This is a genomic window from Parachitinimonas caeni (assembly GCF_030129945.1).
GTDB lineage: Bacteria > Pseudomonadota > Gammaproteobacteria > Burkholderiales > Chitinimonadaceae > Parachitinimonas > Parachitinimonas caeni.
Window position 1 is genome coordinate 20,324 of the sequence record NZ_JARRAF010000007.1, and the last position, 16,187, is coordinate 36,510.

The 16,187-nt window shown below is 59.5% G+C and carries 13 protein-coding genes; 4 read left to right on the top strand and 9 right to left on the bottom strand.

Annotated elements, in window-relative coordinates; genetic code table 11:
* Window positions 1-4 precede the first annotated feature (4 nt).
* The 9 genes from PZA18_RS07745 to edd all read right to left on the bottom strand — a co-directional run bounded on the left by PZA18_RS07745 (window position 5) and on the right by edd (window position 11,619).
* On the bottom strand, window positions 5-1,696 hold the full coding sequence (locus tag PZA18_RS07745) for an alpha-amylase family glycosyl hydrolase (protein ID WP_284100252.1): 1,692 nt from the start codon (window positions 1,694-1,696) through the stop codon (window positions 5-7).
* A gap of 90 nt (window positions 1,697-1,786) precedes the next feature.
* A complete protein-coding gene (locus PZA18_RS07750) occupies window positions 1,787-2,215 on the bottom strand; it encodes a pullulanase-associated domain-containing protein (protein WP_284100253.1) in 429 nt (142 codons plus the stop codon).
* 78 nt (window positions 2,216-2,293) lie between these two features.
* Window positions 2,294-3,184: a maltose ABC transporter permease MalG gene (malG, locus tag PZA18_RS07755; RefSeq protein ID WP_284100254.1), complete on the bottom strand. Its 891-nt coding sequence runs from the start codon at window positions 3,182-3,184 to the stop codon at window positions 2,294-2,296.
* Window positions 3,185-3,195: 11 nt separating this feature from the next.
* Entirely contained in the window at window positions 3,196-4,725 is a 1,530-nt protein-coding gene (gene malF / locus PZA18_RS07760; protein WP_284100255.1) for a maltose ABC transporter permease MalF, read from the bottom strand.
* Between the two features lie 121 nt (window positions 4,726-4,846).
* Entirely contained in the window at window positions 4,847-6,043 is a 1,197-nt protein-coding gene (malE, locus tag PZA18_RS07765; RefSeq protein ID WP_284100256.1) for a maltose/maltodextrin ABC transporter substrate-binding protein MalE, read from the bottom strand.
* Between the two features lie 85 nt (window positions 6,044-6,128).
* Complete coding sequence (locus PZA18_RS07770; RefSeq protein ID WP_284100257.1) at window positions 6,129-7,244, bottom strand: ABC transporter ATP-binding protein; 1,116 nt, start codon at window positions 7,242-7,244, stop codon at window positions 6,129-6,131.
* Between the two features lie 393 nt (window positions 7,245-7,637).
* On the bottom strand, window positions 7,638-8,936 hold the full coding sequence (locus PZA18_RS07775) for a maltoporin (protein WP_284100258.1): 1,299 nt from the start codon (window positions 8,934-8,936) through the stop codon (window positions 7,638-7,640).
* Between the two features lie 157 nt (window positions 8,937-9,093).
* Window positions 9,094-9,726 carry a bifunctional 4-hydroxy-2-oxoglutarate aldolase/2-dehydro-3-deoxy-phosphogluconate aldolase gene (eda, locus tag PZA18_RS07780; protein ID WP_308447346.1) on the bottom strand — a complete coding sequence of 211 codons (633 nt, stop codon included), beginning with the start codon at window positions 9,724-9,726 and terminating at the stop codon, window positions 9,094-9,096.
* Between the two features lie 72 nt (window positions 9,727-9,798).
* Window positions 9,799-11,619, bottom strand: a complete 1,821-nt coding sequence (gene edd, locus PZA18_RS07785; RefSeq protein WP_284100260.1) for a phosphogluconate dehydratase — start codon at window positions 11,617-11,619, stop codon at window positions 9,799-9,801.
* Between the two features lie 552 nt (window positions 11,620-12,171).
* On the opposite strand from edd, the gene zwf reads away from it, so the two are divergent.
* Genes zwf through hexR form a run of 4 tightly spaced genes read left to right on the top strand, consistent with a single transcriptional unit; the run spans window position 12,172 to window position 16,172 of the window.
* The gene (gene zwf / locus PZA18_RS07790) at window positions 12,172-13,632 is read left to right on the top strand and encodes a glucose-6-phosphate dehydrogenase (RefSeq protein WP_308447347.1); all 1,461 of its coding nucleotides are present in this window, start codon (window positions 12,172-12,174) and stop codon (window positions 13,630-13,632) included.
* Between the two features lie 3 nt (window positions 13,633-13,635).
* Window positions 13,636-14,337: a 6-phosphogluconolactonase gene (gene pgl, locus PZA18_RS07795; RefSeq protein ID WP_284100261.1), complete on the top strand. Its 702-nt coding sequence runs from the start codon at window positions 13,636-13,638 to the stop codon at window positions 14,335-14,337.
* The gene (locus PZA18_RS07800; RefSeq protein WP_284100262.1) at window positions 14,318-15,322 is read left to right on the top strand and encodes a glucokinase; all 1,005 of its coding nucleotides are present in this window, start codon (window positions 14,318-14,320) and stop codon (window positions 15,320-15,322) included. Before pgl ends, PZA18_RS07800 begins: the two co-directional genes overlap by 20 nt.
* A gap of 1 nt (window position 15,323) precedes the next feature.
* Window positions 15,324-16,172: a transcriptional regulator HexR gene (gene hexR / locus PZA18_RS07805; protein ID WP_284100263.1), complete on the top strand. Its 849-nt coding sequence runs from the start codon at window positions 15,324-15,326 to the stop codon at window positions 16,170-16,172.
* Window positions 16,173-16,187: the final 15 nt, after the last annotated feature.

The following is a 16,187-nucleotide window of genomic DNA, read 5'->3' on the forward strand; positions in this document are numbered from 1 at the left end:
CCCTCTACCGTTGGCCTGCTGCTTCCAGCAGCACGGTCCCTGTAGCCACCAGTTTGACCTGCCCCTGGCTGACCTTGGCCGTTGCACCGCTGTAGGCATCCCGCACGGTTTCGCCCTCACGGAACACACCGGCCACCGGCAGGCTGACTTCGCCACTGGCTTGCGGTGCCGCGACAATACGATCGGCAAAACCGGCATGACTGCGACTGAAGACATAAGGGGTATCGGCCAGCTTGCGATGTTCGCCTCGGGCAATGGCCGGATGGCGGCGGCGGAAGTCACCCAGCTTGCGCCAATGCGCCAGCAGCTCGGCATCCATTGCCTGCCAGTTCATATCGCTCCGGGTTGCCTGCTGCGGATCGCCGGCTGTCGCCGGGCCTTCCTTCCGGCCGCTTTCGTCACCGTAGTAAATCTGTACACCACCCGGTGCCAGCATCAGCGCGGAGCCCGCGTTTTGCAGCTTGCTGCGGTCAAACAGACGGGTGTCGTGTGAAGACAGATAGGACAGCACATCAAACCGGCGTGGGCCGAGTTTGCTGGCGTAGTCGCTATAAATCGCCTCCAGCGAGGTCGCGCCGACGCGATCCTGAAATTCAAAATTGATCAAGCTATCGAAGCCATGATCGAAATATGCATTGCGGCTGACGTCCTGCCCCCAGACCTCACCCGTCATCCAGAACGGGACATCGTCAATCTTCTTGCCGGGGTTACGGGCTTTCCAATCCGCCAGGGCAGCGGTGGCCGCTGTCTTCAGGTCTTTCCAGGCATCCAGCTCGACATGCTTGGCGGTATCGCAGCGGAAGCCATCAATCCCGTAGTCGCGCACCCAGTCGCTCAACCACTTCACGAGGTAGCCCCGCACCGTGGTATTGGGCAGCTCGACGGCCCGGGTACCGGGCTTGTTTTTCAGGAACTTGGGCAAGCCGACGAATTCCTTGTTGTCGGTACGGAAGTCCGGCAGGTAGGCCAGCTGCATCGTCAGATCGTCGCGGCCCCCTTCGCCATAGCCGGGCAGGCCGGCCCGCACCCACTTGCCACCCCACCAGTCACCAAAGGCGAAGTTGTTGTAATCAATCCAGGAGTGATAATCCTTGAGCGTGTATTGCTGCCAGCCCTTCCACAACAAGCCCGGCACAAACTCGGACAGCGTGTTGATGTCGGCATAGCCAGGGTGATTCATCACCACATCGAACAACACCCGCACCCCCTGGGCGTGGGCGGTATCAACGAACTCGCGCAGCTCGTCTGGCGTGCCCATGTTCTGGTCAAGCACTGTGTAGTCGAGCGCGTAATAGCCGTGGTAGGAGTAGTGCCTGAATTCGTTCTTGCCACCCACCACCCAGCCGCGAATCTGCTCATACGGCGCGGTGATCCAGATGGCGTTGACGCCAAGCTGAGTGAAATAGCCTTCCTTCAGCTTGGCGGTCAGCCCTGCCAGATCGCCCCCATGAAAGGTACCGATCTCCTGCTCGCCATCCTTGCGGCGGCCATAGCTGCCATCGTTGGCCGGATTGCCATTGGCAAACCGGTCCGTCACCACGAAATACACAATCGGGTTATCGGCAAAGCTGGCCGCCTGTGCCACGGGTGTCGCGGCAAGCGGCGCGGGCTGGGGGGGCTCCGGTTTCGTTTGCGGCGTTGTGGCACACGCAGCCAACAACAGACTGGTGAGAAGAGGCAGGGCAAGTTTTTTCATGGATTTTCCAACGCATGCAGTCAGTCTTCTGCATTGCCGAAGGCAGGGGGCGTGGCCCCACCTTCACCAACACAGTAACCGCTGCACAGGTTATTTCTTCACGGCTGCCAGCGCTTCTGCCTTGCTGGGGTAGATCTTCACATCGCCCGAGATGATCCAGACTTCCTTATTGGCCTTGCCGTCAAAGCTCATGTCCTTGCCGTTCTGGTCTTTGCTGTCACCCTTGTGGATGATGTAGTTGACCTGACCACTGCTGCCGAAATCGGACAACTTGAGGTGCCAGTAAGGGCCGAAGTCATCGGTGCCGGTCGGCATCATGGGTGAGCCCCAGCCCACCAGACCAATGTTCGGACTCTTCCAGATATGCAGGCCCCAGTTGTCGTACTTGCCATCCGGCCGCTGGTAATGCACGGCAACGTGTCCTTCCGGTGGTGCAACGTAATCCCCTGCCAGTGCAGGCATGGCGGCTGCGAGCAGTGCCGTGGCGGCAAGTTTGAGCAAATGGCGTTTGTTCAGCATGAGCATGTCTCCTTTGTTGCTCGATTTACCGGCTGATGGATTCAGCCTGTCATTCCTGTCATTCCAAATTAAGCAGGGTTAGCCCTTGACCCCACCCGCCGTCAGGCCCGAGATCATCCATTTCTGCGCCAGCAGGAAGACGGCAGTAATGGGCAGGCCTGACAGAATGGCTGCTGCCGCAAAATCGCCCCAGCGGTAGTGCTGCGGGTAGAGAAACTGTTTGGCGCCGACGGCCAGTGTGAGATTGTCTTTTTCGTGCAGCAGCACCGAGGCAATCGGGTATTCGATGATTCCCTGAATGAACGCCAGCAGGAACACCACCATCAGAATCGGCAGCGCCATCGGCAGCAGCACATAGCGGAAAGCCTGGAACGGGGTTGCGCCATCTACTTTAGCGGCCTCTTCGATTTCGACCGGAATCGTGTCGAAGTAACCCTTGATGGTCCAGATATGCAGGGCGATACCCCCGGTGTAGGCCAGTACCAGGCCGCCGTGGGTGTCGATGCCCAGCGCCGGCACATGACTGCCAATCCGGTCGAAGATGGCGTAGATCGCCACCAGCGCCAGCACCGACGGAAACATCTGCATCAACAACAGGCTGTTCATCATCATGCGCTTGCCCTTGAACTGCATGCGGGCAAAGGCGTAAGCGCAGGTGGTCGACAGCAGCAGACCAATCGCGGCCGACATGGCGGCAATCTTGATCGAGTTCCACAGCCACAGCAGGACCGGGAACTGCGGTTCGACCAGTTGGCCATCCAGTCCCTGATACGAGATACCCAGTGCGAGTTTCCAGTGTTCCAGGCTGATTTCACTCGGAATCAACTCGCCCACCGCATAGTTGCCGGGCCGCAATGAGATCGAGATGATCATCAGGAACGGAAAGATGATCGCGGCAATGAACGCGAGCAGAAACACATGCGCGGCAATCACGCGCCAGCGATGCGATTTATCCAGAACGACTGCCATGACTAGCCCCTTTAGCGTGCTTCCTGCTGGTTGACCTTGGTCAGCCGCAGATTAACGATCGACAGGATCGCCACCATGATGAAGATCACCGTCGAGATCGCGGCAGCCAGCCCGAACTGCTGGCCCGAATCCTCAAACGCGATGCGATAGGTGTACGACACCAGCAGATCGGTCTCTCCTGCCGGCACCGTCGTGTCAATGAAGTCCGGCCGGCCGCCTGTCAGCAGGGCAATCAGCACAAAGTTGTTGAAGTTGAAGGCAAAGGCCGAGATCAGCAGTGGCGTGATCGGTTTGGCGATCAGCGGCAGGGTGATCTTGAAGAAATTGGTGAGCGGTCCGGCCCCGGCAATGGCCGAAGCTTCATACAGATCGGACGGAATCGCTTTGATCAGCCCCATGCACAGCACCATCATGTAGGGGTAACCCAACCAGGTATTGACGATCAGCAGCATGGAGCGGGCCAGCCACGGATCGGAGAACCAGTGCGGGCTGATGCCGAACAGGGCCTTGAGCATGGCATTGATCTCACCCGAGTTCTCGCTGAACAGCCCCTTGAACACCAGAATCGAGATAAACCCCGGCACCGCATAGGGCAGGAACAGCATGACCCGGTAGAACGCCCGGAAGCGTAAGGCTTCCCAGTTCAACAACACCGCCAGCACCACGCCCACCGCGAAGGTGAACACGACTGTCAGGCCCGCAAACGCCACGGTCCAGATGAAGATGCGGATAAAGGGTTCGCGGAAAGTCGGCTCGGTAAAGATGCGTTTGTAGTTATCAAAGCCCACGCCAACCTTGAATCCCGGTTGCAGCGCCTCGCCATTGGCCTTGGTGAAAAAGCCGGTTTGCTGGTCAGCACGGATCACCGTGCCATCTTGCTGATTGGTCAGGCTGCCATCAGCGTTGGCCTTGTACAGCAAGCGCACTGGAGCGAACTCACGCAACCCGGACAAAGTAGCCTGTTGGGTATCGGGCAGCGTTACGGTGACTTTTTTCAGGGCCGGCAAAAGCGGCACCAGCTGCGGGGTCTGCAGTTCGGTGGCACTCAGCGCAGCATCGGTCTTGGCAAGCTCCTTGGCTTCAACCGTCAGCGGCTCGGGCTTCTTCAGTGCCAGCGGCGCGGTGGCAAACACTTTGCCGTCCGGCCTCTCCAGCCGGATGCGATACGCATTACCGTCGTCATGCAGCGAGAAGGCATAGCTATCGCCTTCTACTTGATAGGTTTCTTCAAGGAAGTACTGGCGGGCCCGCTCGTAGCTCAGCAGGTTTTTCGAGCTGTAATTGGTAAAGCCGATGGCAAAGGTGTAGATCAGCGGCAGCAGCACAAACACCGCCGCCGCCAGCATGCCGGGAAACAGATAGCGATAGGCATAAGCGCGGCCCGAGGTGTAGACATAGATGCCAATGCCCAACACCGCCATGCAGCCAAGCGCCAGCGAAGGCTGGCCTGCCACATAGATTTTCATGACCATATAGAGCCCGAACAGGGCGGAAATCACCGCCAGCAAGGGTTGCCAGACTCTTCCCAAGTTACGTCGCATGCCGACCTACCTTTGTATCGTTTGGCTGGCGGGTATCACACCCGCTCAGCCATCTGCACAGCCACGCTGTGCGCAGCGCCCGGCCTGGCATTGCCAGACCGGGCTCAGACGGGCAAATACCTTATTGGCCCTTGATGCGCTTGGCTGCGCCGTCCAGACCTTCCTTCACGCTTTGACGCCCCTGGGTGATGTTCTGCAGGGCAGACTGCATCGACGACCAGAAACGCCCCATTTCAGGAATGTTCGGCATCGGCGCACCTGCCTGGGCCGATGCCATGGTGGCCTTGATGTTCGGATCGTTCTGCAATTCCTTGAAGAAGGTCTTGTTGGCGGGTGTTCCCAGCGGTACGTCGGCATTGATGGTCTTCAGGCCATTGAGCGCAAGCACATGGTTTTCGAGGAAATCGACGGCCAGTTCCTTGTTGGGCGAAGCACGGTTGATCATGCAACCCAGCACGCCTACAAAGGGCGCAGCCTTCTTGCCATCCACGGTCGGAATCGGCGCCACACCGAAGTTGATCTTCTTTTCCTTCAGGTTGTCCCACGACCAGGGGCCGTTGATCATCATGGCGATCTTGCCCTGACCCATGCCGGCTTCCATGTCGGCGTAGGAAGCCCCCTTGGGCATCGCACCGGCTTCGATCAGCTTCATCAGGGTTTCAACGCCCTTGATCGAACCCGCGTTGTTCACGCCAGTGTCGGCTGCATCATAAGTACCATCAGCCTTGGGCTTGAACGGGTAACCGCCACCGGCAGCCAGCAATGGCCAGGTGAAGAAGGTATTGGTGTAGTCCCACAAGATGGCCTTCTTGCCGTCCTTGGCCAGTTTTTTGTCGAGGGCGATCACCTCTTCAAAGGTCTTGGGCGGAACAGGCACCAGATCTTTGTTGTAAACCAGTGAAACGGCTTCAATCGAGATGGGATAGCCCCAGACCTTGCCGCCGATGGTGAAGGACTTCCAGGCCAGCGGATCAATATCATCCTTGATCTTTTTGGAGGGATTGAGCGGGTGCAGCAGACCGGCGCCTACCCATTCGCCTGCACGGTCATGCGGCCAGCACCAGACATCCGGGCCTTTGCCGGCTGAGGCAGCCTGCTGGAACTTATTGGGGGCGTCTTCCGGGTGCTCGACAGTCACCGGCACCTTGGTTGACTTGGCGTATTCGTCGCCGACTTTCTGCAGGCCGTTATAGCCTTTGTCGCCGTTGATCCAGACCAGCAATTTGCCAGCATCGGCCGCGAAAGCATTCGCTGAAAATGCCTGCGCCAGTGCGACGGTGACAGCGGCGACGGTGAACTTGCTACGGGTAATGCTCATATCCATTGGCTCCTTATTCCTTCAGGGATGTGGCACAACAATTTTCCTGGCCCGTTGCCTGCCAGCAGGCGGGCCGGTTTTCTGACTACTTGCTCAACTCGACTGCGGCGCGACGTTGATAGGCCAGGCCAGTCTCGTTGAAGAGGTAACAGCGCTCGGCGGGCAATCGCAGCTGCACGGTTTCGCCACGGCGGGCCGGATGCGCCGCATCGGCCCTCACTACCAGCATGTCGGCCGCGCCTTGCACTTCGAGGTAGAGATAAGTCGCCTCCCCCAGCTGCTCGACGGCCATCACACAGCCGCTGATACGGTTGGTGGCATCCTCGGTATCAAAGCAAAAATGCTCAGGCCGGATACCCAGCGTCACCTTGGCGCCCACGCTGGCCCCCGCCGATTCGACCGCAGCGGTCACGCTGCTGCCATCTGACAACTGCACGGTGATGCCCCGCTGCTCGACGGCCGAGATGCGGGCATCGACAAAATTCATCTTGGGCGAACCGATAAAGCCCGCCACAAACAGGTTGGCCGGGTGGTGATACAACTCCAGCGGCGCCCCAACCTGCTCCACCTTGCCCGCTTGCAACACCACGATACGGTCGGCGAGCGTCATCGCCTCAACCTGATCGTGGGTGACGTAGATCATGGTGGTGGCCAGCTCGCGATGCAGCTTGGTGATCTCGATCCGCATCTGCACCCGCAACGCGGCGTCGAGGTTGGACAAAGGCTCATCGAACAAGAAGACATTGGGCTTGCGCACAATGGCACGACCAATCGCCACCCGCTGCCGTTGTCCACCGGACAAGGCTTTCGGCTTGCGGTCCAGCAGGTGTTCGATCTGCAGGATCTTGGCCGCACGCTCAACCGCTGTGCGGGTTTCGTTCTGGCCCACACCGGCAAGCTTCAATCCAAAAGCCATGTTGTCGTAGACCGACATATGCGGGTACAGGGCATATGACTGGAACACCATCGCCACGCCGCGTTTGGCCGGTGGGGTATCGTTGACCCGCTCGCCCCCGATCAGCATTTCGCCCTGGGTGATGTCTTCAAGGCCGGCGATCATCCGCAACAGCGTTGACTTGCCACAGCCGGAGGGGCCGACGAACACGATGAACTCGCCATCGCGGATATCGAGGTCAACCCCGTGTATGGTCTGGATCTCGCCGTAAGCCTTGCGGATACCGCGCAATACCACGTCTGACATGCATCTGCTCCTCGCCGTCCGGACATGCCGGGTCGGGCTGTCGTTGATCGCCTGGATACCCTGACCAGGGTCTACCAGGGCTCCATACCTATCAGCACGCTCGGCATGGTGATGGGTATGCATCCTGTAAAAATCCGGCGATGGGAGGAGATGAACCCATCGCCGGTCAATGCTTTGTTGTCGCTTCAAACTACCCAACCTGTCCGGTGCCTTGCTTGACACCGGGCAAGTGCTTGCCCTCCCTTGCGGGAGGTCAATCTTCGGGTTCGGTTGACCTCGGTTTTGTCGATCACTTTCCGGTGAAACGCGATGGCAAAACCAACGTCAACACAACCGAATTCCAGCACATGGCGGGCGAGCGCCACCTTGCCGCAACCACCCGCCGGTGACGCATTACCACCAGGCTTCCATCTGCACGCCGTAAGAGGCACCGCTGGTCTTGCCGGCAAACGCGCTCATGCCGACACCGCAGTCGCGGCCAGTACATACCGGGTTGCCCGCTGCCTTATCCCAGCTGGCAAAAGTGGCATAGGCACGCAATACCGGGCGCGCCCAGAAGCCCTTGCCAACGGCCAGTTGTGGTGCAATCGTCAGCTTGTTGAGGTAGTAGGAATCCCCCTTGTTTGGCGAAACGCGGGTAGTACCCGCTTCGACAGCCAGGCTGTAAGCGTCGGTGAAGTGGTAAATCGGCCGTGCCACCACCGAGAACGTCCGGTCGTAGCCGGCATCGCCATACTTCTCGCGGCCGTAGCCAACAAACAGGGCACCGTTCCAGTTGCTGTTCTTGGGTTCGAATACCCAGTGGTCAAACAAGCGCCAGCCGGTGTATTTAAGGCTGCTGTCGGCCCACCACTTGCCCGAGCCATCGAGGTTGGCGGCATCTTTGGCGTACTGGAACACCACGTTATTGAAACCACCCAGACCAAACATATCGTTCTGGTTGTGAACCGCCGTCATGCCCCAGCCATTCTTGCCGCTGACGCCGTCGGCCGTGTTTTTGGCGATGTAGTTGAAGCCGAAATCCAGGGTTCCGCCCGGATTGGCATTGATACCTTCGAGACGGAAGTCATGCCCGGAAATCGATTTCTTGCCATCCTTGGCCACTTGCGGCCGATAGCTATCGGTACCTTTCTGGTCCCAGTCCTGATCGCCGGTGCGAATCAAGGCATACGACAGCTTGCCGAAGCCCAGGTCGATGTTCTCGATACCCGCGCCAGGGCCGGTATTGGCCAGCCAGAAGAAGTCGGTGATATGCACGTCGCGACGCTTGTAGTAACGCTTACCCGCCCACAACGTGGCATTGGCCAGCGCACCGGAGCCGACATTGCTCGCCTCGACCCAGGCCTGGCGCCAGGACGGGGTGTTCTGCTCCCAATCGCCCTGCTGCTGGGTACCGAAGGCCACCATGGTGTGCAGTTTGAAGTTGATACCGTTGTTGTCACCCAGGCCGGCGTCGAAAGCCAATTCGCCGTAGGTGTCGCATTCATTGCCCAGGCGGCCGGAACCGCCCGTAACACCACCAAATGCCGGTGTGCCGATGCGGAAGCAGGCTTCCTTGCCGCCCTGCGAATTCGAGCCTGAGCCCGAACGCAGATATCCGTGGAATTCTGGGGTGACAGCCAAAGCAGATTGCGCAGCAAAGGCTGCAGTGATAGCGGCTACAGGCAACAGCAACTTGAACTTACGACTCATCGGATTGTCTCCTCTCCGTCTGGTTGAGATAAATCGGAATTCCCTTTTTCCGACTCAATAAAACCTTCCATCCTGTGTGGCTTTTTGCTTTTCTAGACTTCATAAAACGGTTCGCGTACCACGTAGAAGCGGCAAGCTTGAATGAGGGGTTTCTGGTTCAGCGACGTAATTGAGCCGCCTCTGCCGCCAGCCGGGTAATTGCCGCCCAATCGCCTGCGGCCAGCTTGTCTTTCGGCGCCAGCCAGGAGCCACCCACGCAACCGACGTTCGCCAACGCCAGATAGTGGCTGGCCAGATCCAGCGTCACCCCGCCAGTCGGGCAGAACAGCACCTCGGGAAACGGCCCGGCCAGCGCCTTCAGCATGCCGATGCCACCCGCCTGTTCGGCCGGGAACAACTTCATGGCATCGAAGCCAGCGGCGCGGGCAGCAATCACTTCCGATGGCGTCATTACACCGGGCAGCAGCGGCAAGCCTGCGCCACTGGCTGCATTGGCCAGCTGGCTAGTCAATCCCGGGGTTACCGCGAAAGCCGCACCGGCAGCCTTGGCCGCAGCAAACTGTTCGGGGCGGGTAACGGTTCCAACGCCCACGATTGCTTCCGGTACTTCCGCAGCAATCCGTTTAACGGCATCCAGTGCGGCATCGGTGCGTAGCGTGACTTCCAGAACCTTGATGCCGCCAGCGACCAGCGCACGCGCCAGCGGTACTGCCTGCTCTACCCGCTCAACCACAATGACCGGCATCACTGGCGACGCCTTCATGATTTCCCTGATCTGCATGCCACCCATCCCTTGTTTTGTTGTCTGCCTTGCTTACTTACCGTTTTGTTGTACGCACTTTTTTGCTACATCCTGCTTTGCTCACGGCAGCAGGAAACTCATGGCGCCTTCTTCGGCGCCGGTCGCGTTCTGCCGGAATACCTCAAACAGCTCGCGGCCGCCGCCAAAGCGGTTGGCGTCCAGATGGGCAGCCTGCGCAGTGCGCTGCGCCCACTCGGCCGCATCGACCTTGGCCTCAAGCACCCCGGCCTCGGCATCGAGCCGGATCAAATCGCCAGTGCGTACCAAAACCAGCGGGCCACCGTTGACGCATTCCGGGGTAACGTGAATCGCGGCCGGCACCTTGCCGGAAGCACCAGACATCCGACCATCGGTCACCAGTGCGACCTTGAACCCACGGTCTTGCAGCACGCCTAGTGCCGGGGTCAGTTTGTGCAGCTCGGGCATGCCGTTGGCGCGTGGCCCCTGAAAGCGGACAACCGCCACAAAATCACGCTCCAGCTCACCCCGCTTGAATGCAGCCAGTAGTTCATCTTGCGAATCGAGTACCAAAGCGGGGGCCTCGACAATGCGATGCTGGGGTTTGACGGCAGAAGTCTTGATCACGGCGCGGCCGAGGTTGCCGCGCAGCAGCTTGACGCCGCCGTCAGCACTGAAGGGCTGGGCTACTGTTGCCAGCACGTCGGAATCGCCACTGACGGACGGCGCCGGACGCCACGCCAGCTTGCCCTCGTCAAGCCAGGGCTCATGACGGAAAGCCGCCAGGCCCTTGCCGACAACGGTATCGACATCGGCATGCAGCAAACCGGCATCCAGCAACTCCCCCATCAGAAAGCCCATGCCGCCTGCAGCATGGAAGTGATTGACGTCGGCCGAACCGTTTGGATACATGCGCGTCAGCAGCGGCACGGCGGCTGACAGGTCGTTGAAGTCATCCCAGTTGATGTCGATGCCGGCGGCACGGGCAATGGCGATCAGGTGAATGGTGTGGTTGGTGGAGCCCCCCGTAGCGAGCAAACCGACCAAGCCATTGACGATGGCACGCTCGTCGATCATGCGGCCGATGGGGGTGAATTCGGTGCCTAATGCAGTGATGGCAGCCGCTCGCCGCCCCGCCTCTGCCGTCAGGGCGTCGCGCAAGGGAGTGCCTGGATTGACGAAGGCCGAGCCCGGCAGATGCAGGCCCATGATCTCCATCAGCATCTGATTGGAGTTGGCAGTGCCATAGAAGGTGCAGGTGCCTGCACTGTGATAAGACTGGGACTCGGCCTCAAGCAGCTCGGCACGACTGAGCTTGCCCTCCGCGTGCAGCTGACGTACCCGGGCCTTTTCACTGTTCGACATTCCGGAAGTCATCGGCCCTGCCGGGACAAACACAAAGGGCAAATGGCCAAACTGCAAGGCGCCGATCAGCAAGCCGGGTACGATCTTGTCGCATACGCCCAGGCAGACGGCAGCATCAAACATATTGTGGGCAAGTGCTACGGCTGTCGCCATGGCGATCACATCACGGCTGAACAGCGAGAGCTCCATGCCGACATGGCCCTGGGTCACACCGTCACACATCGCCGGCACGCCGCCAGCAAACTGGGCGGTCGCCCCTACCTCCCGCACCGCCGCCTTGATGATGTCAGGGTAGTGCTCAAGGGGCTGATGCGCAGACAGCATGTCGTTGTAAGCCGAGACAATGCCGATATTGGCGCGCCGTTGCTCGCGCAGCCAAAGTTTGTCGCCACCAGGCGCCGCAGCAAAAGCATGGGCCAGATTGGTACACGACAGCCCCTTGCGCACCGGCTCCTTGCCTGCCGCTGCATCGAGCCGTGCCAGATAGGCAGAACGCCTTGCCTGACTTCTTGCGGCAATGCGTTCGGTTACCTCTACCACACGTCGATTCAAAGCCATTTGCGCACCCACGTGGCGACTGGCTCGCCACGCCTTTCCTCGAAACCCGCACCCGGCCAACCGCCACCCACGCCACTCAGGCAAACAGCGGCGAGAAGATCTTTTCAGTCATTCCGGCAAGCACTTGCGTGTTTCTTTGTCATTTACATCGACCAGCCGACAGCCTATTTCCTTTAAAGACGACCCAGCATTTTGCGTAACTTATGCACTTGCCTGCTTTCGTCCATTGAGATAGCGCCTTCAAACCCAGCCAGCCCCCTAATCGTCCAACAATAGTAGTTTTACTACTAATAAAAAGCAACAGAATTGAAATCCTATTTTCGACTACATATCTAAATCTTAAATGACCATCAGGCATATTTAAACATAACCAATTGTTTTATATGAAAAATATGCAATATAAAGCCCGCTTCATTTGTTGCAATGCAGCATTATGTGTAGACAAGCTACATTTAATAAAACTACATTGCAGAACCAACAAAATCGTAGTAATGTTACAGCAAACCTATTCCATAGCAGCGGCCTATTCCCAGGCACGGAAGGATTCAAAAAATGAAGTCAATTCAACCATTTGACATGGTTCTGTTTGGTGGTACTGGCGATCTGGTCATGCGCAAATTACTGCCCGCCCTGTATCGTCAGCACCAAGATGGATTACTTCCGCCCGCCGGCCGTCTGTTATGCCTGGGCCGCACCCAACACGATGACGCCAGCTATCTGGCCACTGCCGAGAAAAATGCCCGTCAGTATCTGGGGGCTGCGTTCCGCGATGCCGATTGGGCAGAGTTCGCCCGGCGCATCAGCTACCTTCGGCTCGACGCACAAAACACCGAGCACTACCCGCTGCTGGCTGGCAAGCTCAATGAGCAGCCCAATCATGTGCGGGTGTTCTATCTCGCCACCGCCCCCAATCTGTTTGCCAACATCTGCCAGAGCCTTGCCGCAGTCGGTCTGAACAAAGACGGGGCCCGCGTGGTTCTGGAAAAGCCACTCGGGCACGATCTCGCCTCTTCGCAGCTGATCAACACCGAAGTCGGCCAGTTCTTTGAAGAAAGTCAGATTTACCGGATCGACCACTACCTGGGTAAAGAGGCGGTGCAAAACCTGCTGGCGCTACGCTTTGGCAACACCTTTTTCGAGCCACTGTGGCGGCGGGAATGGATACGCGATGTGCAGATCACCGTCACCGAGCAAGTCGGGGTAGAGGGGCGCGGCGACTTCTATGACAAGGCCGGCGCGCTGCGCGACATGATCCAGAACCACCTGTTGCAGCTGCTGTGCATCATCGCAATGGAACCCCCGGCGTCGATCGACCCGGATGCCGTGCGCGATGAAAAGCTGAAGATCCTGCGCGCCCTGCGGCCGTTTACCCCGCACGAAGTCGCCACCAAGACCGTGCGTGGTCAATACCGGGCCGGCGCCAGTGGCGGCAAGCCAGTCGTCGGCTATCTGGAGGAGCCGGGCATCGGCCACAACAGTCACACCGAAACCTTTGTGGCCCTCAAGGCCGAGATTGATACCTGGCGCTGGGCCGGCGTGCCGTTCTACCTGCGCACAGGCAAGCGGATGCAGGAGCGGCTGGCCGAAATCGTCATCAATTTCCGCGAAGTCCCGCACTCCATCTTCGGCCGTCCGGCAGGCGTGCAGACCGGTAACCGGCTGGTCATCCAGCTGCAGCCGGAGGAGTCGGTGAAGATGCACCTGCTGGCCAAGGAGCCCGGCGACCGCATGAAATTGCGTCCGGTGTTTCTCGATCTGGACTTTGACGACGCCTTCAAGACCCGTCGTCCCGATGCTTACGAACGCCTGCTGACCGATGTAATTCGTGGCCGCCTGACCTTGTTCATGCGCCGTGACGAGCTGGATGCCGCATGGCGCTGGGTCGAGCCTATCCTCGACGCCTGGGAAGCCAGCGAAGACGCCCCCAAGCCCTACACTGCAGGCACTTGGGGGCCGGCAGCCTCATCGGCCTTGCTGTCACGGGATGGCTATTGCTGGCATGAGGAAGGCTGAGTCATGGCCGCTATCGAATGGCACGATTTTGCAAACCGCGAAGCACTTGATACCCTGCTCGCCGCTTCGGTGGCCAAAACGCTGGCAGAAGCCATCGCCACCCGTGGCGAGGCCAGCCTGGTGGTATCCGGTGGACGAACCCCGGCCGGCCTGTTTGCGCATCTGCGTCAAAGCCCCATCGACTGGGGCAAGGTCTGGGTAACCCTGGCCGATGAACGCTGGGTTGATGCGGAACACGCCGACAGCAACGAAGCCCTGGTCCGTCAGCATCTGTTGCTCGACAAAGCGGCCAAGGCCCGCTTTGTCGGCCTGAAAAGCGGCGGCAACACGCCCGTTGAGGGCTTGGCAACCAGCACTGCACAGCTCGCCGCGATTCCAGCCCCTTTTGATGTGGTGATCCTTGGCATGGGAGACGATGGGCACACCGCCTCGCTGTTTCCACAAGCCCCCGAGCTGGCAGCCGCCATCGATCCGGCAGGAATGGCGCGTCTGGCGGCCATCAGCCCGATCACGGCGCCGCATGCCCGTATCACCTTCACCCTGCCGGCACTGGCCAGCGCCCGCCGGTTGATTCTGCACATGACCGGCGAAGCCAAGCGCGACTTGCTGCTTCGCCAATTCAGCGCCGATGCCCCTGAAACCCTGCCGATCCGCCGGGTCATTGACGCTGCCAAGGAAAATTGCCATGTCTACTGGGCACCCTGATCACTACCCCCAGCTACTGGCCGATGTCGGTGGCACCAATGTCCGGTTTGCGCTGGTCCGGTCGGCCGACGCTGCCATCAGCGATGAACACAGTTTTGCCTGCGCCGATTTCGCCAGCCTGCTTGAAGCCGCCCGCCACTATCTGACCAAGGTAGGCGCCAGCCCACGCTGGGGCGCTATCGGCATTGCCACGGCCATTTCTGGCGACAATGTGCGCATGACCAATCTGGGCTGGCAGTTTTCGATTGCCGTGCTGCAGCAGGCATTGGGTCTTTCCAAACTGCTGGTGATCAACGACTTCACCGCACTGGCGCTGTCACTGCCGGGTCTGGATGCAGAGGAACTGATACGGGTCGGTGGTGGTGCAGCCACCGCTGGCACCCCCATTGCACTGATCGGCGCCGGCACCGGCCTCGGTGTTTCCGGCTTGATTCCTGCCCACCAGCGCGGCGAAGCCGAGCGCTGGATTCCGATTCAAGGCGAGGGCGGCCATGTGTCGTTTTCGCCGTTCAATCACAAGGAAGATGAAATTCTGCGGATTCTGCGTCGCGAATTCGGCCATGTATCAGCCGAGCGGCTGTTGTCCGGTCCCGGCATCGTCAACCTTTACCGGGCGCTGGCCGAACTGAATAACGCCCCTGACCAGAATCTGTCGGCCGCACTCATTGCTGAACAAGGGGTCGCCAACGCCGATGCACTGTGTCGCGAGGTCATCGACACCTTCTGTGGCATGCTGGGCACGGCGGCCGCCAATCTGACCATCTCATTGGGGGCCCGTGCCGGTTTGTATATCGGCGGTGGTATCGTGCCCAAACTGGGCAGCTACTTTGCCGAATCGCCCTTTCGCAGCCGGTTCGAGCAAAAAGGCCGCTTCTCGGAATACCTGGCCAATGTGCCAAGCTACGTGATCGTAGCCGCCAACCCGGCCTTACGCGGCGCCCGCGCCGCCCTGCGCCAAGCCGAACTCAACAACAGCGGAGGCTAAGGTGCTCGAAAAAATCAAATCGCATTTATCAGACCTCTCAAAATCTGAACGTAAAGTCGCCGAGCTGGTCTTGGCGCAACCCAACCTGGTGGCCCATGCCCCGATTGCCCAGATCGCCGATCTGGCCGGCGTTTCGCAACCAACGGTCATCCGTTTTTGCCGCTCGGTCGATTGCAGCGGCCTGCAGGACTTCAAACTGCGGCTGACCCGCAGCCTGGTGTCTGGCGTACCCTATGTGCATAGCGCGGTCGAGAGCAACGACACCGCACACGATCTGGCAGCCAAGCTGTTTGATAACACCATCTCCAGCCTGATGCGCACCCGCAACGAGCTGAACCCGGAAAGCATCGAACAGGCGGTCGATATTCTGGCCGCCGCCAAAAAGATCGAGTTCTATGGCCTGGGCAACTCCGGCATCATCGCCCAGGATGCCCAACACAAGTTCTTCCGGCTGGGTGTGCCCTGTATTTCGTATTCCGACCCGCATATCCACGGCATGTCAGCCTCTTTGCTGAAGCCGGGAGACGCAGTGGTCGCCATCTCCAACTCTGGCCGCACCATCGACCTGATCCGCTCGGTCGAGCTGGCTCGCGAGGCGGGCGCTGAAGTCATCGGCATCACCCACAGCGGCTCGCCGCTGGCCAAGCGTTGTTCGGTGGCATTGTTTGCCGATACCCCGGAAGACCCCGACTTATATTCGCCGATGATCACGCGGATAGTGCATCTCGTGGTGGTCGATATCTTGGCCGTTGGCGTTGCGCTGCGGCGCGGGCCGGAATTGATTGATCAGCTGGAAAAAATCAAACGTAATCTGAAAGAGAGACGGGTGCGAGGTTACGAGGATCGCTGACCGCGCACCAGGGAG